Annotated in this window: 18 protein-coding genes; 4 read left to right on the top strand and 14 right to left on the bottom strand. The window is 54.2% G+C overall.

Annotated features, from left to right (window positions below; genetic code table 11):
- The first annotated feature begins 141 nt into the window (after nucleotides 1-141).
- The 3 genes from A6X21_RS04115 to A6X21_RS04105 all read left to right on the top strand — a co-directional run bounded on the left by A6X21_RS04115 (nucleotide 142) and on the right by A6X21_RS04105 (nucleotide 3,887).
- On the top strand, nucleotides 142-1,536 hold the full coding sequence (locus A6X21_RS04115; RefSeq protein ID WP_068846589.1) for a DUF1552 domain-containing protein: 1,395 nt from the start codon (nucleotides 142-144) through the stop codon (nucleotides 1,534-1,536).
- A gap of 75 nt (nucleotides 1,537-1,611) precedes the next feature.
- Nucleotides 1,612-2,970 carry an ABC transporter permease gene (locus A6X21_RS04110; protein ID WP_068846224.1) on the top strand — a complete coding sequence of 453 codons (1,359 nt, stop codon included), beginning with the start codon at nucleotides 1,612-1,614 and terminating at the stop codon, nucleotides 2,968-2,970.
- Between the two features lie 83 nt (nucleotides 2,971-3,053).
- Complete coding sequence (locus tag A6X21_RS04105) at nucleotides 3,054-3,887, top strand: hypothetical protein (protein WP_068846223.1); 834 nt, start codon at nucleotides 3,054-3,056, stop codon at nucleotides 3,885-3,887.
- 161 nt (nucleotides 3,888-4,048) lie between these two features.
- Here the strand turns inward: A6X21_RS04105 and A6X21_RS04100 are convergent, their stop codons facing one another.
- The 6 genes from A6X21_RS04100 to A6X21_RS04075 form a co-directional block, all read right to left on the bottom strand.
- Nucleotides 4,049-4,534, bottom strand: coding sequence for a DinB family protein (locus A6X21_RS04100; RefSeq protein ID WP_083233389.1), 486 nt, complete (start codon nucleotides 4,532-4,534; stop codon nucleotides 4,049-4,051).
- Nucleotides 4,535-4,701: 167 nt separating this feature from the next.
- Entirely contained in the window at nucleotides 4,702-5,382 is a 681-nt protein-coding gene (locus A6X21_RS04095; RefSeq protein ID WP_068846222.1) for a hypothetical protein, read from the bottom strand.
- Between the two features lie 109 nt (nucleotides 5,383-5,491).
- Nucleotides 5,492-5,704, bottom strand: a complete 213-nt coding sequence (locus tag A6X21_RS24245; protein ID WP_131818183.1) for a hypothetical protein — start codon at nucleotides 5,702-5,704, stop codon at nucleotides 5,492-5,494.
- 409 nt (nucleotides 5,705-6,113) lie between these two features.
- Nucleotides 6,114-7,304, bottom strand: coding sequence for a L,D-transpeptidase family protein (locus A6X21_RS04085; RefSeq protein ID WP_068846220.1), 1,191 nt, complete (start codon nucleotides 7,302-7,304; stop codon nucleotides 6,114-6,116).
- A gap of 201 nt (nucleotides 7,305-7,505) precedes the next feature.
- Nucleotides 7,506-7,676 (bottom strand): hypothetical protein, encoded by a 171-nt coding sequence (locus tag A6X21_RS24545; protein WP_165603674.1) that lies wholly within the window; start codon nucleotides 7,674-7,676, stop codon nucleotides 7,506-7,508.
- Nucleotides 7,677-7,687: 11 nt separating this feature from the next.
- Nucleotides 7,688-9,043, bottom strand: coding sequence for a LamG-like jellyroll fold domain-containing protein (locus A6X21_RS04075; protein WP_068846218.1), 1,356 nt, complete (start codon nucleotides 9,041-9,043; stop codon nucleotides 7,688-7,690).
- A gap of 630 nt (nucleotides 9,044-9,673) precedes the next feature.
- Between A6X21_RS04075 and A6X21_RS04065 the strand changes: the two genes are divergently transcribed.
- Nucleotides 9,674-14,359 (top strand): PAS domain-containing hybrid sensor histidine kinase/response regulator, encoded by a 4,686-nt coding sequence (locus A6X21_RS04065; protein ID WP_068846216.1) that lies wholly within the window; start codon nucleotides 9,674-9,676, stop codon nucleotides 14,357-14,359.
- 708 nt (nucleotides 14,360-15,067) lie between these two features.
- Here A6X21_RS04065 and A6X21_RS04060 read toward each other — a convergent pair.
- The 8 genes from A6X21_RS04060 to A6X21_RS04030 form a co-directional block, all read right to left on the bottom strand.
- The gene (locus tag A6X21_RS04060) at nucleotides 15,068-15,616 is read right to left on the bottom strand and encodes an Hsp70 family protein (RefSeq protein ID WP_068846215.1); all 549 of its coding nucleotides are present in this window, start codon (nucleotides 15,614-15,616) and stop codon (nucleotides 15,068-15,070) included.
- 64 nt (nucleotides 15,617-15,680) lie between these two features.
- Nucleotides 15,681-17,195, bottom strand: coding sequence for a phenylacetate--CoA ligase family protein (locus tag A6X21_RS04055; protein WP_068846214.1), 1,515 nt, complete (start codon nucleotides 17,193-17,195; stop codon nucleotides 15,681-15,683).
- A 205-nt stretch (nucleotides 17,196-17,400) separates the two neighbouring features.
- Nucleotides 17,401-18,096, bottom strand: coding sequence for a PDDEXK nuclease domain-containing protein (locus tag A6X21_RS04050; RefSeq protein WP_205847381.1), 696 nt, complete (start codon nucleotides 18,094-18,096; stop codon nucleotides 17,401-17,403).
- Nucleotides 18,093-18,554: a DUF1016 N-terminal domain-containing protein gene (locus tag A6X21_RS24990; protein WP_205847379.1), complete on the bottom strand. Its 462-nt coding sequence runs from the start codon at nucleotides 18,552-18,554 to the stop codon at nucleotides 18,093-18,095. Before A6X21_RS24990 ends, A6X21_RS04050 begins: the two co-directional genes overlap by 4 nt.
- 467 nt (nucleotides 18,555-19,021) lie before the next feature.
- Nucleotides 19,022-19,630, bottom strand: a complete 609-nt coding sequence (locus A6X21_RS04045; RefSeq protein WP_131818182.1) for a hypothetical protein — start codon at nucleotides 19,628-19,630, stop codon at nucleotides 19,022-19,024.
- Between the two features lie 84 nt (nucleotides 19,631-19,714).
- Complete coding sequence (locus A6X21_RS04040) at nucleotides 19,715-21,151, bottom strand: FAD-dependent oxidoreductase (protein ID WP_083233388.1); 1,437 nt, start codon at nucleotides 21,149-21,151, stop codon at nucleotides 19,715-19,717.
- A gap of 155 nt (nucleotides 21,152-21,306) precedes the next feature.
- Nucleotides 21,307-22,689 carry an L-serine ammonia-lyase gene (locus tag A6X21_RS04035; protein ID WP_068846212.1) on the bottom strand — a complete coding sequence of 461 codons (1,383 nt, stop codon included), beginning with the start codon at nucleotides 22,687-22,689 and terminating at the stop codon, nucleotides 21,307-21,309.
- Between the two features lie 100 nt (nucleotides 22,690-22,789).
- Nucleotides 22,790-24,118, bottom strand: coding sequence for a PP2C family protein-serine/threonine phosphatase (locus A6X21_RS04030; RefSeq protein ID WP_068846211.1), 1,329 nt, complete (start codon nucleotides 24,116-24,118; stop codon nucleotides 22,790-22,792).
- Nucleotides 24,119-24,470: the final 352 nt, after the last annotated feature.

The following is a 24,470-nucleotide window of genomic DNA, read 5'->3' as shown; positions in this document are numbered from 1 at the left end:
TGTACGGAGTTCAGGCCACTTCCGCACAACCAGTAAATCTTCTGTAACATCATACCAATACGTTAGTTACCTGCCCGATGCATGCACCCGTTTGCTCTCATCAAACGTGATCGCCATCGTTTATCCGCCGGAGTGAATTCCATGCCTCATACCTCCCGTTGGTCAATTCCTCGTCGCACGTTTTTGCGAGGCGCCGGTGTGGCTGTGGCTTTGCCGTGGCTGGAAGCGATGGGTTCCCCCGTCAAAGCCGCTGAGTTGACGAACCCCGCCGATGCACTCGAGGCTGGCAAGTATGCCCCCGTTCGATTTGGTTGCCTGTTCTTCCCCAATGGTGTCTGGAAGGATGCCTGGATTCCCAAGCAAGCGGGGAGAGATTTCGAGCTGCCCGATTCCTTGCAGCCACTGACAAACCTCAAAGAGCACGTCACGATTCTCTCCCAGCTCGATAAGCGGCATAGCCACGAAGGGGATGGCCATTACGCAAAGACAGCAAACTTCCTCACAGGCTTGCGGGTCGAAAAAACTACCGGCAAGAACATCAGCACGGGTGGAGTTTCACTCGATCAGTACATGGCCAGGCAAGTGGGGCATTTAACCCCTCTCCCATCCCTGGAACTGGGAATTGATCCAGTCATCTCCGGGATCGATTCGAATGTCGGCTATACGCGACTTTATGGTTCCCATATTTCGTGGCAGACAGCCGAACGGCCTGTCGCCAAGGAAATTAATCCCAGAACAGTGTTTGACCGGCTGATGAATGTCCAGCAGGCGGGGAAGAATCGCGGCCAGGCGGCTTCATCGCGTGATGCAGACCGCAAAAGCCTGCTCGACTTCGCGATGTCCGATGCCCGGCGCTTGCGTCAACAACTGGGCCGCGACGACCAGTTCAAACTCGATGAATATCTCGATTCTGTTCGTGCCGTTGAAAAACGCATCGAGTTCTTTACACAGCCCGACCCTCGCGTCTGGCATCCGGAAACGCCACAGGCCGAAATGGAAGCTCCCGGGGCACCTCGCGATTATCAGGAACATGTTCGCCTGATGATTGACCTGATGATTCTGGCCTTCCAGACAGATTCGACGCGAGTTTCGAGCTTCATGTTCGCCAATGATGTTTCGGGCCATAACTTTTCGTTTGTCGATGGTGTTCGCGGCTCGCACCACGAACTGTCACATCACGAAGGTAAGCCCGAAAAGATCGAGCAGTACCAGAAGATCAATCGTTGGCATGTTTCGCAGTTCAGCCGCATGCTGGAGCGAATGTCACAGATACGCGAAGGAGAATCGACGTTGCTCGACAACTCCATGATTCTGCTGGGGTGCGGCATGGCCGATGGTAACGCTCACCAGCCCGATAACCTGCCAATTGTGGTCGGTGGCCATGCCGGTGGACGCTTTGCCGGCGGCCAGCATATTGCCAGCAAACCACGCACTCCGCTGTGTAACCTGTACGTTTCGATGCTCGATGGCATGGGCTGCCCGGTCAATCAGTTCGGCGACAGCACCGGCCCTATCCAGGAAGTATTTTCGGCTTAGCATTTATTAATGGAATCCTGTTGAATCGAACGATCTTCATTCATTGATCACCGGCATTCGGATAACTAACGCCTCATGTTTTTTAATACGATCCGCGCTGTTCGTCTGGCACTCAAGAGCCTGCTGCTGCATAAGCTGCGGTCGGGTCTGACGATGCTCGGTATTGTCTTTGGCGTCTTTTCGGTGATCGCCATGCTCGCCATTGGCGAAGGGGCCAGTGCCCAGGCGCAGGCTCAGGTGCGTCAACTGGGGGCGACCAACATCATTGTGGTGAGCGTCAAGCCCCCCGCCGACTCTTCGTCGAACTCATCGCGATCTTCTAGCCGCGGTCCTTCAGTCTTAGCCTACGGGCTTTTGCGAGCCGACTATCGACTGCTTTCGGAAACGATTCCCACAATCACCAGCACCATTGCGATTCGCGAAATTCAATCCGAAGTTCGCTATCTGCAGAATACGATCAATGCCCGCGTGGTCGCGACGACCACAGGCTACAAGGACATGAATCATCTGGAGATGGCTGAAGGTCGCTTTCTCACTGATCAGGATGAACGCGAGATGGCCAATGTCGCTGTCATCGGGAGTGAAGTCGCCGCCAGACTTTTCCCCTATGAAAGCCCCGTTGGCAAAACCATTCTGATGCGATCGTTCCGGTTCACTGTGGTGGGCGTGACACGCTCACGAACAGCTTCCGCTGCGATCGGTGGCAGTATGTCCGGGCAGGAATTCAACAAAGATGTCTACATCCCGCTCAAGACATTCCAGACGCGAATTGGCGATCGTGTGATTACCGCACTCAGTGGTTCATTCTCTGCGGAAGAAGTGCAACTCAACCAGATCACGCTGCAGGTGGCAGAAACACAGGATGTCGTACGTACCGCCGACGTCGTGCGGGAATCACTCATTCGCAATCATCGTGGCAAAAACGACTACGACGTGATTGTCCCTCTCGAACTTCTGAAGCAGGCCGAGCAGATCAAGCAGATCTTCAACATCGTGCTGGGTTCGATTGCCGCCATCAGTCTGGTCGTGGGCGGGATTGGCATCATGAACATCATGCTCGCCACCGTCACCGAGCGAACTCGCGAAATCGGCATCCGGCGGGCACTGGGCGCCAGGCAATCGGATATCATCAGCCAGTTTTTGACGGAAACAATTGTTCTTTCCGGGACTGGCGGATTATTGGGTGTTGGCCTGGGTCTGTGCACACCACTGGCCTTCATGGGAATCCAGTGGATCGTGGAAAATGCAGTCCTTTCGGGAGGCTCAGGAACTTCTGAAATCAGTGAGCTTTTTGGAAATATGCGGCCACAGATCGCTTTCTGGAGCCTGCCGATTGCCTTTGGAATCTCGGTCGGAATTGGTGTGATCTTCGGCATCTATCCCGCACGTTCCGCAGCACGCATGGATCCGATCGAAGCCCTTCGCCACGAATAACAGCTTCTCGAAGCCAAACCAAAAACTTCTCGAACTTTGATCACTTCACATCACTCAAATATCCGCCTTCAGGGCGGCGCATCATGCCGACACGGCGATTTTCATCAGAGGATGATCCGGGAATCCTGCGAGCCGAACTGGCTCGCGAAGCCGCTCGATTACTCGTCCGCGGGAAGGTGCAGAATTTTTCGACTGCCCGTAAGCGGGCTGCGCGATCCCTTTCGACACAACGATTGACAGCAGCTCACCAGCCATCAAACCAGGAAATTCAGCGGGAGATCGACCTGCTGCTGAAGCCACTTCAACTCGATATCGCCGGGCATTTCTCACCAGCCGAACAGGCAACGACCAGTTCCAAAATCTGCCCTGAGGATTTCATTTCGCCACCTGCAGAAAACTCCATCCAGCCAGGAGGCGTCGCTCCTGAATCTCGCGTTCAACCTGAACCATCAACTGCCGATTTCTACATCCGGCTGGCGAACCTCCTCTATCGACTGGAATCCGTCCGGCTGGATTCCCACGAGCATCCTGAAGGGGATGCGCTCTATCATTCGCTGCAGGTTTTTGAAATTGGGCGCTCGATTGAGCCTTACGATGAGGAGTTTCTGATTGCCTGTCTGCTTCATGATGTCGGGCTGACCATCAATCCCAGACAACCGATTCTCTCCACCTTTGATGTCCTGGGAGACTGGCTTTCGGAACGAACTCGCTGGTTCATCGAACAACGGCCTGTGGCATCAGCCGGACTGAGGCAGGGCCGCTTCCTGCAATCGCTTCGTAAACATCCCGATTTCGACCTGCTCGTCGAACTGGCCCGTGCTGATCGCGATGGACGAGTGGCCGGTGCTCAGGTGCCAGATGTCGAAGAAGTGATCGCCTACCTAATGGCCCTCGATGAAATGTGCCAGGGTGAGTGATCGCGCGGCTCTCTATCTCATGCAGCGATTGCGTTATTCGCTCTCACTGTGTGGCACGACCCTGCAGGCTTTGCGAAAGGGCGTGGCCTTCACAGGGTGGCCAGGCTGGATGTCTTGAACAGCATCAAGCGGCCAGCTTGTCACAACCACTTCATGCTGGCTCAGGCCAGTGGCTTACCCAGAAGAGCTCTTTTTTGTAGAGCGAATTTCAGATGATGTTCCAGGTGATGAATGTACTTGATGACCTGGTCTGCCAGCGAAACCTGACCCACTTCGGTATGAATCCCCGTCCGGGCGAACATTTCAGGAGAGAATCGCCGCAGGTGTTCGGCCATGAACTGCCGATTGTTCGCCACAGCTTTGCAGGCGGCAAGAGCATCAATCGCTTCCATCCCGGGTAAGGCATTGAATGCGGATTCATCATAGGCACAGATCAGCGGGTTCTGCATCGCCGCTATCCGCTTCATGCGATCCGTCCCGATCAGATCACTATCATAAATGTGGGTCGCAATCTGCTGCAGGCTCCATGTTCCTGGAACGGGTATTGCCTGCAGATCTGCCGAGGTTAGGCCATCGAAGGCCGCGATCAGCTTCGCACCACCAGCCACATAGGCGTCAATCTGTGCAGAGGTAATCATCGTTTCCATTGTTGACTTCCCAATGTTGATGGACAGTGCCAGAAGGGGAGCGCTTCACAAATTCAATGAGAAATGTGAGATCGCGAAGCCATGCTTGTCCAGAGCGACAAGCATGGCACAAAGCAAGAATACAAACAATTCGCAAGTCAGGTTGAGGCCGGAGGACGGCTCAAGGTTCAGTTTTTCAGGCGAACGGGGAGGAAGATTTTGGCTTCGCCGGGGGAATTGAGATCGTGTCGTTCGAAGAGCAGCCCTTCGCGCCAGGTCAGCGATCCCTGCTGAGCGAGCCATTGTTGAAATGTGCCGACATGCTGCAGACAGACAGATTTCACTTCGATTGCCGAACTGGAGACTGCCGGCTCAACAGGTTCTGCACCAGCTTGTTGTGACATGACGACTGAGGTTCCCGTCGAAAAGGCCCACTTGGCCATTCCCTGAGGGATCGGCGTCTCAGCATCGACCTCGGCACCAATCAGAATTTTTTGATCAGGCACCGCTTCGGATTCACCGAACCTGGCTGTCCAGGCAATGCAGATCACGCGGTCCGTCTGCTGACCCGGAATTCGCCGGAGCAGTTGTTTCGAGACAAATTCACGCAGGGCACTTTGAAGCTGTGTTTCGAGCGCTAAGGGTTCGTCCGGGGCCGAGATTTCGTAGCCCATCAGCCAGACGGTTGGCAACCGCACCAACTGCCACTGGAAGTGCTGATCGCTCCCCTCAGGAAGTGTCACTTCTCCGTAAAGTTCCGGCAAAGGAGTGGCTTCAAGGAGTTCTTCTTCCAGCAGTTCACCTTCCGCCTGCTCAGCAGCAGAAGAATCGGCAGAGGCAAAGGATTGAGTTCGCACAGGTCGCTTCATAAGGGCTCTTCCAGAAAATCAATGTCTGGTGGAGCGTATCCGAGTGGGCCCATTTTGGCGACTGTGGGGGTTGAAAGTCAGGTATATTTCTCTCCCCAGTGGATCTCGCTCACACTGGCCAGAAAACGGTTCTGGTCAGATAACTCGAAAAAACACCATTCACAAAATCCAAAGTTATATTCTGTCTTGACCAGCCAATACCAAATCCACTTTCCCTTGTGTGAATGCGCCCCAGCAAGATCGCATGCAGGGTAATCTGAATAGTACTGCAGACAATTGCCATCAGCAGGCCCGAAGTGCTGCCAGCACCATCGATTTGCATAGTCCAACTCCGCAAACGAAAGCTGCAGTGTGACGGTGTGAGGAAACCGCGATCGTCTCAACTCCCGCTCTTGCTCCTCGAACGCCCGAACCTGCAGTGAATCGTCTTCACTGGCAAGATACTCTTCAAAGCTCGACAAGCGGACGGTGCGCTGGCTCATCTATCAATAACTACATATCGTGTTTGAAATATTGAGTTGAAAAACACAAAAATGTGCCTGCAAAAGTCGCAGACATGGAATGCTAAGTACGATTTCCATTTGGTGAACATCTAAAGTGAGTTGCGCAGGGTCTTAAATCGGGATTGCAAATGGTATTTATATATAGACGAAAGCTGGTGCATTCCGTCGGAACTTCATGGCACCCTACTTGAATACATGCAATATACGGTAGTTGTCGAAGATGCCTGTTCATGGTTCGATGACGACCTCTGAGCCCTTGACGAGAAAGTCGTAGACTTCGATGGCGTCGTCGTTTTGCAGGCGAATGCAGCCTCTCGATGCCGCTTTGCCAATACTTTCGGGCTCAATGGTGCCGTGAATTCCGTAGCTGTTGCCCAGATCAAGCCAGCGGGGGCCTAAGGGATTGCGTGGGTCTTTCCCGTCAATGACCCGGCCCTCAGGGTCGGTGTATTGAGGATCCGCAATCTTTTCGAGGACAGCCAGTTTCCTTTGTGGTGACGATCGATCCTTCCCAATGCCAACGGTGTACTTCTTGACGAAATAACTCTGCAGGTGAATGGTGAGCTCAAATCGCGACAACGAGACATGAGCCGAGAAGGGGCCACGAATGACCTTCAGCTTCTTACCGGCCTGCAGCCGCCTGGGGTCAATACGATTCAGCCGGGCGAGATACTCCCACGAGAGCTTGTGCTCGCTGGCAATCTTTCGCAACTGGTCACCTGGCTGAATCATGTAGGCCGGGACAAAATGCGGCTCGGGCTGCTCGAAGATCATCTGTGCTGTGGCTTCAATCCGCTGCTGAAAAACATGTCGGCTGGCCGGTTCGCTCCAGTAAAGCTGTGAGAGCTTTTTATGGGCCTTGAGTGTCTCACCTGCCTTCAGCAAACTATCGATCTCTGCCAGTGACGTTGTGAGGCTGTCGGAGATCTGTGCCGTGAAATCTTCGGCTGGCGGTTGAAAACTGACCTGCTGTACCAACGAACTCGAAAGCTGATTGCGACTGAGAGGTTTTCGCTGGTATCGCCTGGGAATCTCGTTGAGATCGTCTGGCAACGCCTCCTGGGCCCCAGACATTCTCTCAGAGGGCAGAGCAAGCTGCGAATGCTGCAGATGGCCTTCTTCTCCGACTGCGGCCATGAGGGCAGCGGTTTCGGAAGTTACACTCGTTGCAGCAGGGACTTGGGGGAAGTTCGCGAGGGAAGTGTTCGCTTCGGCTTGAAGAAGTGGTTTGCTCGGGACGGGTGTCTCGGATGGAGTTTCGGCACCAATTAACTCGCCCGTAGGAACAAAGCCCCATTCGACGAGCGTGCCGGGCTTTGCGAACTGCCAGGCGGCCCAGCCACTGGTGAGGATAAATCCGCAACTCAGCCCCCAGAAGGCCAGTGCCTGGATCAAACGGACATGTTTCCATGGGCTCACAAACCGACCTCCATGTCAGTTCCCGGGATTTTTTCATCGGCCCCGCAGCGAATTAAACCAGCATAGAAATAGTCGAAAAGACGATCCACCTCCAGACGAATTCCGCCTCCGCGAAGTTTCTCAGATTGGGGGTGCCACTGCTGGCTCGCCCAGCAGTGCTCCTTGTATCGGCCAATCATCAAAACTGCAGCCACGAGGAGTTCAGAAGAGAATTGTCCAGTACGATTGTTCTTCTGCAGCGTTGCCACCATCGACATCCAGCCTTCGTTCATTCACCAGTGACGGCCATCGATAGTGATGATTAAGTTCAAAAAGAGCACTGCTGGACGAGCCAGCAGTGGCACCCGGCGGTTCTACAACGGCAGTCCACATGGCAGACACTCCTACAACCCACTCGGCCCAGCACTTACCGGCTTTCTTCCCAGTTCGGTCAGTTTTTTCAGTTCTGCCTCACTCAGTGCCCGGTCGAAGACGGCCACCCCGCCAATCCAGCCGGTGAAGCCGACACTTCTTGAACTGTGGATCACCCGGCCAATGGTGAATGGCCCACCACTGCCATCGTTGGCGGGCGTGTACAGATCATGGGGATACCACCACGGATTGAGTCTCAAACCGACCAGCTCACGTTCCGCCAGTTTCCACTCGTCACCAGCTTTGCGCAGCGTGACCTTCACCTTGGTGTAGCCATGTTCCCGAAGTTCGATTCGCTCGACATCGTTTTCACTCAAAACCTTGGTAGCGACAGGTGCCTCTTCGGGCGGGTTATAGAATTGGTCAGCGGGAAAGTTTGAGTCTTCGCCCGGCTGAACCCCTTCTTCACGCCGCAAGTGCCCCTGCTTCCACGCGTTGGCTGCATAAGAGAGCAGGTTGTCTTTCTGCGGATTCTCCAGCCAGCGATCACCAGCATGCCCATTGAGCCAGCCCGTCAGTTGATCCTTCTCGTGGTCGAAGGTCATGGCAAAACATTGCCACGCAGCGTCCAACGTTTCTGCAGAAGCATGGGCCGGAACTTTGGGCGAGACGTCCGCCGAGTTGCACTTGTGCAGGGCGTAACGATTCAGGAACGAACTCGCCCCATTCTCGGAAACATGCCCACAGGCAGAGCCCTCCTTATTGAGACCGGCAAAGAGGGCATACTGCCTTTGCCCACGCTGCACCTTCTGAATGCCAGCCGTACTCTCCTGCTTGAGGTCGGTTCCCTCGTGCCAGATCCCGGCCAGGGCATGGTTACCACTTTCACGGATGGCCCAGACAACGACGGTCACCGATTTTCCGGCACCTTTGATGTCGAGAGGCGTATCGTGCAGACGTTCGCGGGGAACGAACAACAGGGGGCGAAAATCGGGATCGGTCTCCTGTCGAATCTGGATCGCATTGCCGAAAGGCCCCCGGCCCAAAATTGGAAAGTCTGCATAAGTGGCCTCCCGTCCGCTGCCCCAGAAATCCCGCACATAGTTCCCGGCATCCAGCGGATACTCGTTTGGTGCCGCATCGCCCGCCACCGTGACCCTTTCGGCATTTCCGCCGCCCGCCTTCCCTGCTTTATCCGCATCTCTGCCGAAGGCAGGGACATGCGCGAGAAACCGCCGCTCACCCCCCGGTTCCCGCTTCACAAAATCCCAAACCGCCACACACCCCGGCACCGCCACCACATCCGCCACGCGGTCAGAAGCTTTGTCCTCCGCGAGAACCGGAGCAAACACCAACCACAGATAGCCAATCAACGGAAAAACACGCATAGCACGACCTGGAAAACTTGAGGAAAAGAGCCACACCCTTCCACAGTTCTCCGCCTCAAAATGAAGAAAGTCAATCGTGTGGTTTAACAGCATGGGAGGGGTCTGTCGTCTCAATGACTGTTAAAGAGGCTTTCTGATCGAGAAGCCACACTCCAAGGGATTTTGAACCGAACTACGGCCTGCCGGCCGAAATCACACTCCTTACCGAAGCCTATTACCATCTAGGCAAATGGGTAAAACTCATGCCTCCTATGGCGATACCACCCCGGTAGAAATCAGAAGTTCAACCGAGGCCACCCTGTGGTGGATCGTCGAATGGACCTTCGCCTGGTTGGGTCGCGACTGTCGACTTTCCAAAGACCATAAACGCACCACCACCTCCGGCGAAACCCTCTTCCAAATCGGCATGATCGACCTCATGGCACGACGCCTCCCCAAAACATGGGCCTTTGGGGACAGGCTATTGACGAAATGGGTGGCGCTTCGGAGAGTCGGCGATCCCCAGCTTGCAAGCTGAAATAAACCTTGCAGTGTTTTCTGCATCTGTGAAGACTACTTTGTTACTTTATTGATTCCCGTCATTGGGATTTCGAGCCCAAGTCGTACTTGCAACCGAGGTCTTTTCCACTGATGACTGCGAACTTAGATCGGGAAGACGTTCGGAATTCAGCCCCCTTGCTGCCACTATTCGATTTGCTGGCCGCCGTAAGCGAAGCGTCGCTGGACGCCCTGTTCGTGAAAGACGACTCCGGCCGGTACTTGTTTTGTAATGACGCTGGAGTAAAGCTCACGAATCGGACTCGCGAGCAAATCCTCTATCAGGATGATACCACCGTATATGGTACTGACGCAGCGCGCACCATGCGGGCGCAGGACCAGCGAGTCATCCAATCGGGTCTACCGGCAGCGGAGACGCATGTCGTCCAAATCGGAGATGATCTTCGCTCAATCCAAATGACGACCAAGCCATACCGGGATCAACACGGTACGGTACAAGGCGTGATCGTGATTGCACGGGAGTTTGCAGATGCAGCAATGGGGAATCGTTCGCATGCTCTTGGTACCGTGGCAGCGAACCATCTCGAGCGAAGCGGGGCAGAACAGGCATTACGGGAGAGCGAACGCCAATTAGCTGACGCGCAGCGCATCGCACGCATCGGAAGTTGGGGGTGGGAGCCCTCGTCAGGCAAAGTCTGGTGGTCGCGCGGCGTATTCGAGTTGTTTGGTGTCGATCCACAAGTCATTCAGCCCAGCTTTCAAGCGTTCCTGCAACTGCTGCATCCCGATGACCTTCCTACGGCCATCGCGCGGGTTGACGCGATGCTCGCCGGTGCCGATCGCTTTGAAGATGATTTACGCATCATCCGTCCTGACGGGCAAATAATCTGGCTGCACAGTCAGGCCGTCGCCACGCGCGATGCCGACGGCAACATTCTCCGTGTGGATGGGACGGATCAGGATATCACTGCCAGAAAACTCGCCGCGGCGGAAATCCAGGCCAGCCAGAAATTCGTGAAAGCCGTCGCTGAGACATCCCCCCTGACAATTTACGTGTTCGACCTACAGCAGCAGAGAATCATATATTCGAATTATTATCTTGTGCGGGATCTGGGTTTTACCCCGGAGTCGATCCAAGGCAGGAGTTGGGCTGAACTGGCGGAACTGGTACATCCGGATGATTTCGCCAACGTGATGACGCTTCTCCAACGCTGGGACACCGTCGACGATCAACAAGTCCTGCTCGCGGAATATCGCCTGAAGGATGTCGATGGCAACTGGCGATGGTTCGTCAGCCGGGATCGGGTTTTTGAGAGAATGCCCGACGGTCGGGTCAGCCAGATCATCGGCACGGCCGAGGATATCACGGAGCGCAAGCGGGTCGAACAATCGCTCCGGGAGAGCGAACAACGATTCCGCGAATTGGCCGATGCCATCCCGCAAATCGTCTGGGTCGCGGCGCTGGATGGCGGCTTGACTTACCTGAACGCCAAAGCGACGGAGTACACCGGCGTCGGGATGGATCAGCTGACGGGGTGGTCGTGGGAGCAAGTCATTCATCCCGAGGACTTGCCGAACGCGATTGAGCGTTGGACCGCGACTTTGGAGCAAGAACTTCCCAGAGACATCGAGCTCCGGATCCGCCAGACCGACGGCGCTTACCGCTGGCATATCAGTCGCCAGGTTCCCATCCGAGATGCGTCGGGAGCCATCGTGAGGTGGTACGGCACCTGCACCGATATCGATGATTTGAAGCGGACTCAAGCTGCGCTGCAGCAGAGCGAGTCGACTCTCGAAGAGGCCATGCGGATCGGCAACATGGGGAGCTGGATCATCGACCTGGTGCAGAATCGGGCCACCTGGTCTGACGAAGGCTTCCGACTCCTGGGATATGTTCCGGGCGTGGACCAACCTTCCCAGGAGCTCTTTTTTAACGGGGTCTACCCGGCAGACCGTGATGCCGTGCGTCATGATCTGGCGAATGCGATCGCCACGCAGACTTCGCTCAATTCGGAGTTTCGCTTTGTCCGACCCGACGGCCAGCTACGGTGGCTCCACTCCAGGGCCCGCGCCACCTCTGATCAGCATGGGCGACCCATACGATTTGTGGGTATTACTCAGGACATCACCGCCCGCAAACAAGCCGAACTGGCGCAACTCGAAATCGAAGAACGCTACCGACTGGCCATCCTCGCGACAAATGATCTGATCTGGGATTTCGACCCGGTCGCAGAGACCGTTGCCTGGAGCGAGCAATACGCGGCCACCTTAGGACGAACGCCAGAATCCAGCGATTCGTGGCAGTGGTGGATCGACCGGATCCATCCGGAAGACCGGGAACGTACTACCAGGTCGTTGCGTGCTGCAGTGGACGGGACCGCTACTTATTGGACTGCCGATTACAGGTTCCAGCGCGCGGACGGCGTCTGGGCCGCTATTCATGATCGAGCTTACATCGCGCGTGATGCAGCGGGACATGCGCTCCGAGTCGTGGGGGCGATGCAGGATGTCACCGATCGCAAACGGGCTGAAACGGAGGTACGGAGAACAGCGGAATTACTGCGAGCGGTCGCGGAAAGCACATCGGATGCGGTCTTCGTCAAGGACCGGGATGGCAAGTATCTCCTCGCGAACCAGGCGGCTTGCCAATTCATGGGCAAGCCGCTCGAAGAGGTTTTAGGAAAAGACGATAGCGAGTGGTTTGACGCCGAAGGTGCCCGTCTGGTTTTTGAAGTGGATCGCGAAGTCATGCGGTCGGGCCTTGTTAGAACATCGGAAGAAACGCTGACGGCGAATTATGTGACACGGACCTATCTTGCGTCGAAGGCTCCGTATCGCGACGAACTTGGAAATGTCATTGGCATAATCGGCATTTCTCGCGACATCACGGCCCGCAAGGAAGCCGAGCGGATGTTGCGTTTAAATCAATTCAGCGTCGATCACGCAGTGGATTCCATCTTTTGGATCAACGCTTCCAGTGAGATTCTGTACGTCAATAACGCCGCCTGCCGCACATTGGGCTACACGCGCGATGAGATGCTCGGAAAGACAGTACCGGACATCGATCCGAATTTTTTGCCAGAAGCCTGGCCAGCCCATTGGGAAGAACTGCGGTGCCGCGGGTCATTCACGTTCGAGTCCGACCATGTGACCAAGGACGGCCGCACTTTGAAAACCGAAGTCACCGTCAACTATCTGCAATACGAAGGCCAGGAGTACAACTGTGCCATCATGCGTGACATCTCGGAACGCAAGCAGGCCGAGTTGGAGATGCGGCAGTCTCTGTCGCGGATGCGGGCCACCTTGGAATCGACGGCGGACGGCATTCTCGTGGTTGACTTGGAAGGCCGCGTGCTGGATTACAATCGCCGCTTCATCTCAATCTGGAGATTTCCTGAGGAGATGATCGCCGAGGCGAACAAGTCGGACATCATCGCATCCTCCGACCAACATCAGGCCGTTCAGAAGATGCTCGCTCAATTGAAGGACCCTGAGGGCTTTGTCCGCCGGGTACAGGAGATGTACCAGAACCGGGAGGAATCTTCCTTCGATGTGCTGGAATTCAAGGACGGCCGCATCGTCGAACGGTTTTCGCAGCCCCAATGGATGGATGGACAACCGGTGGGACGCGTGTTGAGCTTTCGCGACGTCTCGGAACAGCGAAAGCTGGAAGAGCAGTTGCGGCAGTCGCAGAAAATGGAAGCCGTTGGCCAGTTCGCGGGAGGCATCGCCCACGATTTCAATAACCTACTCACGGTCATAAACTGCTATTGTGAGCTTCTGCTGGATCAGAAATCGCAGCCGCAGAATTGGTGGGAGTCCGTGCAGCACATCCGCGACGAAGGACTTCGGGCCGCACAATTGACCAAGCAATTGCTGGACTTCAGTCGCCGCTCGCATTTCCAGCCGAGAGTCATTCACTTGAATGATGTGATCGAGGGATCGCAGAAACTGCTGCGGCGATTGATCGGTGAACGAATTCAATTGATCCTGCATCTCGATCCTCTCTTGCCTGCGATCAAAGCCGATACTACCCATCTGGACCAGGTGCTGATGAACCTCGTCGTCAATGCACGGGATGCCATGCCCGCCGGCGGCCGGCTGACGATTCGTTCGAGCAGACTTTCACCACATGACGCTCGACAATTCTTAACGAACACTTCATGGGAGACGCCCTACGTTCAACTCGAAGTGGCTGACACCGGCATCGGGATGAGCGCAGAAATCCAAGCCCGGATCTTTGAACCCTTTTTTACAACGAAGGAGATCGGAAGTGGTTCCGGACTGGGGCTCGCCGTCGTCCATGGCATCATGCAACAGCACGATGGCCAGATCCATGTGGCTACCGAGCCAGGCGTCGGGACGACTTTTCGATTACTGTTTCCCGGTGTCGCAGAGGAACCTCCGACGGTGATAGCCAGCAAACAACCAACTACCCGCCTTGGGGCGGAAACAATTCTGCTCGTTGAGGACGAACCGCGAGTGAGAAAAGCGACGCGGCTGATGCTCGAATTACAGGGTTATCGCGTCTGGGAAGCCGCGAATGGTCGAGAGGCGTTAGAACTGGTACGAACGCGGCCTGATCCAATCGACTTATTAGTAACCGATGTCGTCATGCCGGGAATCGGTGGCCGGGAATTAGCGGGAGAATTGCGATCGATGCATGCCGATCTCCCAGTGGTTTATATCAGCGGATATTCAGAGAGTTTCGGTGCCAGCGGAGCAGCATTACAGCCTCATGAAGCCTTTCTGCAAAAGCCGTTTACTCAAGCGGATCTACTCCAACAAGTCGATAAATCCATCGCACGGGCCTTGTGATTGTCGCGATCCAAGACTCCCCTTGTGCAAGAAACAGATCGAAGAGTGGCATAGGTTGCTCGTCGTCGAGCTACCTGCGTGCCAAAGGCAGAAGAGGGTTGTCTCCCCTCAGGTGGCCGTTTGATTGATTGGGCAATTTAAAGCGTTCGGGATACGTATTGACGCGACCTCGGCGATGAGTTGGACATGACCGATGTGGCGCGGAGGCGCTGTACCTGCCCGCTGCTCACCCCCCGGTTCCCGCTTCACAAAATCCCAAACCGCCACACACCCCGGCACCGCCACCACATCCGCCACGCGGTCCGTCGGTTCGTCCAGGGCAAAAACAGGAGGAACCGCCATGCACAGGCCACAAGCCACAAGCCACCAATAGAGAACGCATAAAATCCACTCACAAACAAATCTACACACTATCTCTAGTTCTTTCCGAACAAAGTCTGAACAAGTATTTTAGAAATATTCGAATTTTGAAGAGTCACTACATATGACTCAGGCTTCACTTCCAAAGACGACTCAATTCCAGCTGACCGAAAGAACTGATATCGAGACCTCATGACATACGGTTATACAAAGGCCATGAGCGAGTACAAACGAAGCGCCAGTTGATAAACTTTACGCCCCTTTCAGTCAGCCATCAGAGCAGAAAAGAGGGGCCCATCCAACATTACACCAAGTAAATCCATGCCAACATCGAGCCCATCGTTCTCCTCAAATCCCTTGCTCGATTAAACGAACTAGAAGCGCACTACCATTCGACTTATCTGTGGCAGAAACTTTGAAATCACCAAACTGATTCACAGTGCATCGCAATTCAATCCGCGGCTGGCCAGCCGGAGCCATGGGAATACCCGAGACTTCAACCGTGCCAATCGACTCGGGTTTCGCATCAGGAAGCCCTTTTTTGCGTTGAAAATGAACCTTTATAACTTTTTGATTTTCCTGAGCAGTGCTGATTACCTGAAGCACCGTGTATGGAACAACGGTTTCATTCTCCATAAGTGCTTTAAAACCTTTTCCATCAATCTCGATGCCGATGGACTCACAAAGCACTGCCAGAACACCGCTCAGTTCCTCTAATTCATAAGCTTTTAACGTGGCATCGCTATTATCGATCAGATGCAAACGAGGAAAAACCAGTTCCACATGACCAACTTTACCTGCAGCTGTGTTGGGCGGATTGCCAGGCGCTGTGAGGATTATTTGGCTTTCCTCGCCAGAACATCCCGCGGCGAAAGCAACTAAATAAGGAACAACCATTACTCTCATGCAAACATTCATCACGGCTCTTCATGCAAACAAAAGTATAGATTACATACATTAATCACACGTGAGCCTTGCGAGTTTGCTTGATACGTCCCGCATCGACTTTAAAGGGGCCTTCGCCACGGCGATGCAAGTGAATTTCCGGGACGAGCGTTTCCGGATATTCATGCCACGCCTCTCGGAAGTCAGCGTTGATCTCGACGAGATGCTTCAGAATTACAGCGGAAAAATGGTTCCGTAAATCATCGTTTGGTTCACAGTCGATCTCAAAATGGAAGCAAGGCCTCACTTCAGCCGACTCGGACTCAGACAACGACTGGCAGAATGACAATGTCATCCCCGCCACTTTGGGGTCGGAGTAGACGCATTGCTCCAAATCTTCTGGATAGATGTTGGCGCCCATTACGCTGACCGTAAAGTCCCTGCGTCCATAGATCCAAAGAAACGGGAGCTGCAAGATGGGATGATCCTTCTCCAGAGAGCGAAAATCGTAGCCCGCAGCAGTCAGCTTGTTTGCCAGTTCATCGAAACGCGCAATACCTCCTTCGTCATGAACATTGTATCGGATTCGTGGGGAGAGTATGGCTCGGGTGATTGTGAAAATTACCTCGCGATTCTCATTGACCTCAATATGGTGCATCAGAGGGTTGTATTGAAACAGCATGGGCAATCGTGAGTCATTGCCGAACAGTTGTTGTCGTATTACCGGATTGTCACGCGCCAATCTTCGAATCGCCACGGTAAGAGGTGTCTCGCCTGCAATCCCGATTTCCAGGTCGGATGCGCCGTACCCGCTGTAGACGCGAAGAAAGCCCTTTCTCAGATAATCGCGTAATCCTTCCGACATGCCTTCGCCGCCAACCAATGCGTCCAATTTGTAATCATCCCAGGGAAATCCCTGTGCTTTCGCCGCATCCATGAGATGCTTGAGGAAGGGGGGATATCCAACAATCAGATAGCGATATTCCGAACCAAAGTACGAAAGGGTGTTCAAGATTTTGGCAAGATCAGGGCCAGTGTTCTTGACAATACTGTTCCTCTGAAGAGCAATTCCCATGTTGACGCCGGTTGCCCAGGCGCCCATCGAGAATGCGTTAATTGTGATCCAGCGATCGCGGCCAAAGCAGTATTTTGCAAAGTAGCTGACAAACAAATGAGATTGTTTTCTTTCGCTGGTACTTCGCACCCAGTTGAATGGTGTTCCCGTGCTTCCCGATGACTCGTCAATCGCAATTCCCTTCGACGGAATTTTTCCGCCGACGCACCGCTCTTCAATTGGGTAGGCCTTGATGTAAGTTTGTTTGTCGGTTTCTGGAATTGTATCGTTGTCTTTCGTCCAATCTGCTACAAACCGCGCGTATGCGGGCACGTCGGCGACAGCGCGAAGGAAAGCCCGGCGGGCTCGAACCTTTCCAGCCCACTCCAGATAGCTTGGTGAAAAGCGTTTAAAGCACCACAAAAAAGTACCGTATGATCGACAGATCCCGGAAAGCAGCACATCACGCGGCCCAAGTAATAAGCGATGAATGTGATCGATCCAAGTTTGAGATGGCAGGTTGTTTTGTTTTTTCATATTTCGTTTTCAGGGAGTTTCATGTCACTGTTTTTGTAGCCTGCGACCTTGTAGATACTAAATGTGGTTTCGTGATCGTCCCATTCATTCCACCATGACCATATACCTTTCCTCAACTGGTTTCAAAGTGCGGTCGATGGTTTGTCTTTTGATGGTGTGGGGAGTTGGGAGTTGTCTTATTGCAGAAATGACGATAGCCCGCGGTTTATGACAGTCTCTCCGGCCCGAACTCTGCCTCGATTTGCTCAATGGTCGGCAGGCTCCCTTTCAGTTTCGTCGGCAGCGACTTAACCAGCTTGGTTTGCCACTCCGCGACGCCAATGGGTTTCGCAATGTCCCGCAGCGCGTATTCTGCCTTGATGCGATCCCGGGACTTGCAGAGGATCAGCCCCATCGTCGGAGCATCGGTCGGATGTTTCATCAGGTCATCAACAGCCGAAAGATAGTAGTTCATCTTCCCGGCATCCTCGGGCGTAAACTTCCGCATCTTCAGATCGATGACGATGAAGCATCTCAGCTTCAAGTGGTAGAACAGCAGGTCGAGGTAATCGTCTTCGTCCCCCACAGACAGCGGCACCTGTCGTCCGACGAAAGCGAACCCAGCTCCCATTTCCAGCAGGAATTTCTGAATGTGATCGACCAATCCCAACTCCAGATCCCGTTCGACGGCGTCTTCCTGCAATGTCAGGAAGTCGAACAGATACGGGTCTTTCAGCGATTGCTGGGCCAGGTCGGATTGAGCAGCGGGCAACGTCCCGGCAAAGTTGCTGATCGCCTTCCCCTGTCGTCCGCAGAGATCGCTTTCGATCTGCACCGTGAGGACCGCCCGGCTCCAGCCATGCTCCAGGGTCTTCGTGGCATACCACAGCCGTTGTGCCGAGTCCTTGACTTTTGAGATCAAGATGACGTTTGGAACCAGGGGATTTCCGCGACGGGGGAAGGGGGAACAGATTCAACCAATTCTGTCGCAGCTTGCGAGAGAATTGCCGTCTTGGAGCGTTTTCGGGCTTTCAATTCTGTCGCAGGCTGCGATGGAATTACAGAAGCAGGCCGGTAAGCCACATAAAATGCCCGCATACGCCAGACGTTGACTGGAGAAAAACCACCCAAACCCGGAAAGGCTTTCTGCACGTCGGCAGCCAGACGATCGACGATTCCCTTACCCCAACCTTCCCGCTCCTGTCGCTCGACGATCAGGCGACCGATGTCCCAATAGAGCTGGATCAACTCGCGGTTGACCGACAGCATCGCCTTTGTCTGCGACTGCCGCACGCGGCTCTTGAGCGACTCCAGAAACGCAGGATAGTCGTCGGGCAACCCCAATGCAGTCAGGCCCGCCGCAGGCTTCTTTTTCGCCATCACGCTCCTAGCTCATCGAATGGTTTCAGAACCTCTCAAAGATCGTTGGTTCCAGATAACCTTTTTTATCTAAGGCGGAAGAGGATTGTGTCGCCTTAATTGGTTGTTGATTCAAGTGGCCAATTCCAGGAGTAAAGGATATGCCTGTCCGCCGCCTTCTTCGGCTGCGTCGAAGAAAAATCCTTGAATGCCTGAGATGTCGCCAAGAATGATCATGGAATACTTATCACCCTTCCAGAAGAGTAAGGTGACAAATGTTCTTTTGGCAATCAAGTGTTGCGGTGTGTTCCGAAGGGATTTTCGTATTCACCATCGCTGGTGCCGATCTTCACTCCAGAACGGTGGCTTCTCCAATCGTGCGGGATTTTTCGATGGCGGCTTGAGTGGTGGGCCAGGGCATCGTTTTTGATCGTGGTTATCGTGACACTTCTAAGGTCGGATCATAGCTTGGGAATTTGCCATGCTGCTCAGTGGTGACGCGTTTCTTGAAGTTTTTGAAGCTCTCTCTGAATCTCGAAGACCTGATGATTTGGTGGTTGGCCGATCCGTTCAAACCACATGGCATATTCGATCTGCGAAATCAGCCGTGAGACAACTTCAAACTGCTCACGCGGTATCTCCTCCAGGAACGGAGACTTTAAGAGACTGATTTTTTCGACGCGTGGCCATTTAGCCAAATGTTTAAATAAAGCGGGATTGCATGCGGGATAACTATGCTGTCCGACTTGACAACTTGTAACACATTGTTTCTGGGGAAACTGATCAATCAAAGGAATGATTTGTAGAGCGACTTCTATGGGATCAAATCTCTGTTGTTTTTCGATTTGGAATGTCACCGCATGGGGATGGGCATCAAACCAGTGAGTGATCTCTCTGGGCAATTGCCCATAAAGTGACGCTGGCAGATAACTCTTTTGCGAAGTCTGGACGACCAAACCCTGGCTCTGGGCGTGTGTGATGTAACGATTCAGTTGGATGCGATCATAGATCTGCTTGATTACGAAACAGGAAACTGCGATTAAACAGGTCGTCAACATCAGGCGAACAGCAAAAAACCTATTCTCGGTCATACCCACAGATCTCTCATGCCTGACGACTGGCCATATCGGGGAATTTGCTGAAGTTCTTCATCGCGCATTCGTCATCGCCGACACTACCCATCACTCGAGCCGGGTCGAGTCGCCAATCGTGCGGGATTTTTCGATGGCGGCTTGAGTGGTGGGCCAGGGGATATCTTGTGGGAGTTGTTTCGTTTCTGCCGCGATAGCTGCCACAGCGCCGGCCGCTTCGCCCATGGCGACGGCATTCCCCGTCACGCGATAGCTGGCATGCGAGATAAAGTCACCACTGATGCAGCGGCCAGCCATTAACAGACCATCAACATTGCGGGCGATGAGAGCTCTGATGGGGATATCGTATGGCTTCGCTTTCACCCCCGCATTGCTATAGGCCGACTTGCGATTTTCCTCGAGCGATAGTGCGTGAATATCGACCGGGAATTTCGCCCTGACGACGGCATCGTCCTGGGTGGCACCGCGAATGAGGTCATCGGCAGTCATGATGTAGCGGCCGCGAATCCGGCGGCCATCGCGAATGCCAATCTGTTCGGGAGTCGCGACGATTTCTGTCCCTTGCCAGGGGCCACCAAGTTTGGCCAGAGCCTTCACAATCTGGTGAAGTTCCGCCCGGGCATGAAGTGTGGCCGTCGTGACTTGAGCGGCATTCGTGGCGTTGATGCCGTATTCATGATTCGCCATCAGGAGAACAAGCTGTCCCGAGATGGGAAACAGGGCGGCTTTGCCATAGCTGGGCTGCACCCCGGCCGATTTGAGCAGATCCTGAAAGGCTTTCGGCCCGACGTGCTGGCCATCATTTCCGACACCGTGAAGGTACGGGGCGATCTCTGCCAGATTCCTGACGACGAGCAGAGCGTACATCGTCATCGGTTGGCAGGGGCAGGCTTGATCGCGGCCAATCTCGAATTCGCAGCCCGCCTGAGCACCCAAATCGCCATCGCCTGTCGTATCGATAAAGACAGGAGCCTGCCAGGCTTCCCGGCCCGATTTCGATTCTGTGATGATTGTCGACAGCCGGTTCCCTGCGCGATAAGCAGCGGTCACGCGGGTATGAAGTTGGAGATTGACGCCTGCCCGTGTGCAGAGTTCTTCGAGAATCAGCTTCATTTCTTCCGGGTGATAGGTGAGACCATTCATCCCTTCACCACGAATCGCACCGCGATGACGCAGGTGGCGAACAAGTTCCACGTTGAAGCCGGGCTTATCAAAATCAAGAAGGTAGCCCAGGAGTGAACTTGTCCAGACTCCACCGAGTGACCCATGCGCTTCGAAAAGTCGCACACGCGCACCAAGTCGGGCCGCTGTGATGGCAGCAGTGACGCCAGCCGGTCCGGCACCACACACGATGACATCCGCATCGCGCTGAACCGGGAGCGTACGGGCTGGTTCGACGAATTCACCGGGGTTTGCCGTGGCGCTCTGAGCAGGGGCGCTCTGAGGAGTGGCCAGCAGCCAGCCGGCGGATGTTGAAAAGGCGGCCGTTGTCAGGAAGCTGCGACGTGTGGGAATGTGTTGTGACATCGTTCACTCTGCCAGGTCGTTCATGAGCGTGGTCACTCTCAAGTCGTCTGAGAGGTGCATGACTCAAGGAAGTTCAATTCACTGATTGAACCACAACCAGGGTCAACCCATCAACCACCACAGATATTTCCCAAGTCAGTGGGAAGCGAGTGATATCAGCAATCCACGACGTTGACCGCGAGTCCGCCGATGGAGGTTTCTTTGTATTTGACCTGCATATCGACGCCTGTCTGGCGCATCGTCTCGATGACGCGGTCGAGTGAGACACGGTGGGTGCCATCTCCATGCAGAACTGCGAGCCGGGCGGCATTAATGGCTTTCGCAGCCCCCATCGTGTTGCGTTCGATGCACGGAACCTGCACCAACCCTTTGATGGGATCGCAGGTCAGCCCCAGGTTATGCTCCATGCCGATTTCCGCTGCGTTCTCAATCTGTTCGTTCGAGCCCCCCATGACGGCAGCGAGGCCACCAGCAGCCATTGAACAGGCGACACCCACTTCACCCTGACAACCCATTTCGGCAGCAGAGAGTGAAGCATTGCGTTTATAGAGCATACCAATCGCACCAGCAGTCAACAGGAAGGTACGAACACCTTCCAGTGTCGCACCAGCCAATAAACGTTTGTAATAAGCAATCACCGCAGGAATGACTCCGGCTGCTCCATTTGTGGGTGCTGTCACCACCTGGCCGCCAGCAGCGTTCTCTTCATTGACAGCAAGTGCAAACAGGCTCACCCAATCGAGGCATTGCATGGGGTCAATGGGGCGTGGGCCGGAGGTCATGAGTGTACGACACATGCTCGCTGCACGGCGTTTGACATTCAGGCCACCAGGAAGAATCCCTTCGGTGCGGCAACCGCGATCGATGGAACTTTGCATGACCTCCCAGATACGGTCGAGGCCGGCATCGATCTCATCATCCGTGCGGAAAGCTCGCTCATTCTCGCGAACAATAGCCGCAATCGACTTCTTCTCGCGGATACCGATTTCGAGAAGTTCGGCAGCCGTCGTGAAGGGGAAGGGGATTTCGACCTGGGGTGAAGTTGATGTCTGTGACTGGTCTTCCCCTTCAAAAATGACAAATCCGCCGCCAACGGAAAACGCACTCTCCATGGAAAGTGGCAGACCATTTTTGTCGAGTGCGACGAACTTCATACCGTTGGGGTGTTGTGGCAACACCTCATTATAATGGAAGAAGATGTCCCGATCGGGGAGGAACTCGATTTCGTGATCTGTCCCTCCGATGGGAAGGCGATGTTCCTTCTGGACTCGATCGAGAATTCTGGCGAGATTCTCGGACTGGGCTGTCGCCGGCATTTCACCAGCCAGTCCCCAGATGACTGCCGAATCTGTCGCGTGGCCTTTGCCGGTGAGTGCTAGAGAACCAAACAGGTGAGCCTGCACCATCCCCAGCTTTTCGAGGTGGCCCTGATCGACCAGTCGCTGAGCAAAGATTTGAGCTGCCTTCATCGGCCCGACGGTGTGAGAGCTGGACGGCCCAATGCCCACTTTGAACAGATCAAACACGCTGACGTACATAGAAGTTTGCATCTATTGCTGAAGAGATGAACCCGAACAAGCAGCGAAGACCAGGCTGCAATTCCATGGCTGCCGGATCTTGCGAACAGCCACCAGAAATTCAGGCGGCTTCGGCGGTGCGCTTAATGATGAGCAACGTCATGTCGTCTGGAAAGGGATGTTCAGCAGAGAAATCGAAAACTTCACGTTTCAGAATCTGAGATAACTTTTCAACCGACTCATGTGCATGTTTTGCTATGAGTTCTTCCAGGCGCTGCATGCCAAAAATCCGGCCTGTTCTGTCATGAACTTCAATCAATCCATCCGTACCGAGAATCAACAGATCACCGGGTTGCATGACAGGATAGATGGGCATTCGCAACGATTGATTGACTGGAAATCCAAGCGGCGTACGTGTCGCTTCAAGCCGTCTGCAGGAGCGTTTCGACGATTGGAAGTAAATCGCAGGTGCATGACCAGCATTGGCAAATTCTACGCAATGAGTCACGGGATCGATGGTCAGAAGTAATAGTGTGAGAAAGCGACCTTCTGCGAGATCGGCCTGCACGACATCCTGCAAAAGTTCCATCATGTCAGCAGGGGTCGTTGCCAGTCTTCCTAACGCATGAATCATGGCACGCACCGACGCCATGATCAGACTCGCAGCCATGCCATGACCACTGACATCACCCACCGCAATCCCCAACCGACCATCAGGAGCCACGAGCCAGTCGTAATAATCACCACTCACATACTCGGCAGGTTCCCACCAAGCCGTCACTTCGTACTGCGGAAATCTGGGACGTTCCTTGGGCAGAAACCCCATTTGAATCTGTCGCGCCATTTCCATTGAGCGGCGGTAATCCTCCGCTTGCCTGGCAGCAGATTGCAGCCACTGCCTTTCGATGGCGGCTCCTGCATGCAGAGCAAAGGCCTGCATCAATTGAACATCGAAGTCTTCGAAGCCACTGGCATGCTTGTTGAGCAGTTGAAGAACACCGAGAAGTCGATTCTCCGATTTGGAGACCACGGGAACAGCCAGAATGTTTCGAGTTCGATAGCCCGTCTGCTGATCAAACACGGGTGACCATCGCGAATCGTCATGAGGTTGTGCGACAACCAGAGGCACACGTTCCCGGGCGACGTGTCCAATAATACCGCTATCGATAGGAAGGCGAATCTCGCGGATTTCCAATTCGGTCGTGGAATGAGAATAGAGTTCGTCCGCTTGCGAGTCATAGAGGAAAAGACTGGCTCGATCACATTCCACCGCCTGACAGGCACCATGGGTAATGGCGTTCAGGACGGCAGCGAGGTCGTTGACATCATTCAGCTTGAGTACCAGTTCCAGCATGCGGCTCAAGGCAAGAATGCGATGCTGGCTGGTGTGGTCGTGAGTGATGTCGTGCATGGTGTGGCCTTTGTTGATGCACCGCATCTTAACAGGCATTGACTGGATTTCCGATGCGGAGTTGAACCAGGATGCATATCTCATGCGACAGACTGGACTTACAGCAACCACTTGGAGGCCATGGAACTCATTCAGTCAGTGCCAGCCCACAGAACTACGCCTCGTGGAGCCAGGGCCAATGGTTCTGGCGGAGACAACTTGAGTGAAAAAACGTGGCCAATCGGTGAAAGGCAAAAACAGCCTGTGATCCATCAGCAAATTCGGTGCATTCTTCACATTCTCGCCAGTAGCTTGAGTCGTGTGGATTTTGAGCAAACTTCGTAGACCTCCAAGTCTATTCAGTCCGAAAAGTAGGGTGTGATGTCCGTTGTGACACGCAGGGTTGGGCCAG

The sequence above is a fragment of the Planctopirus hydrillae genome, from assembly GCF_001707835.1.
GTDB lineage: Bacteria > Planctomycetota > Planctomycetia > Planctomycetales > Planctomycetaceae > Planctopirus > Planctopirus hydrillae.
This window is presented reverse-complemented; position numbering and strand designations above follow the sequence as displayed.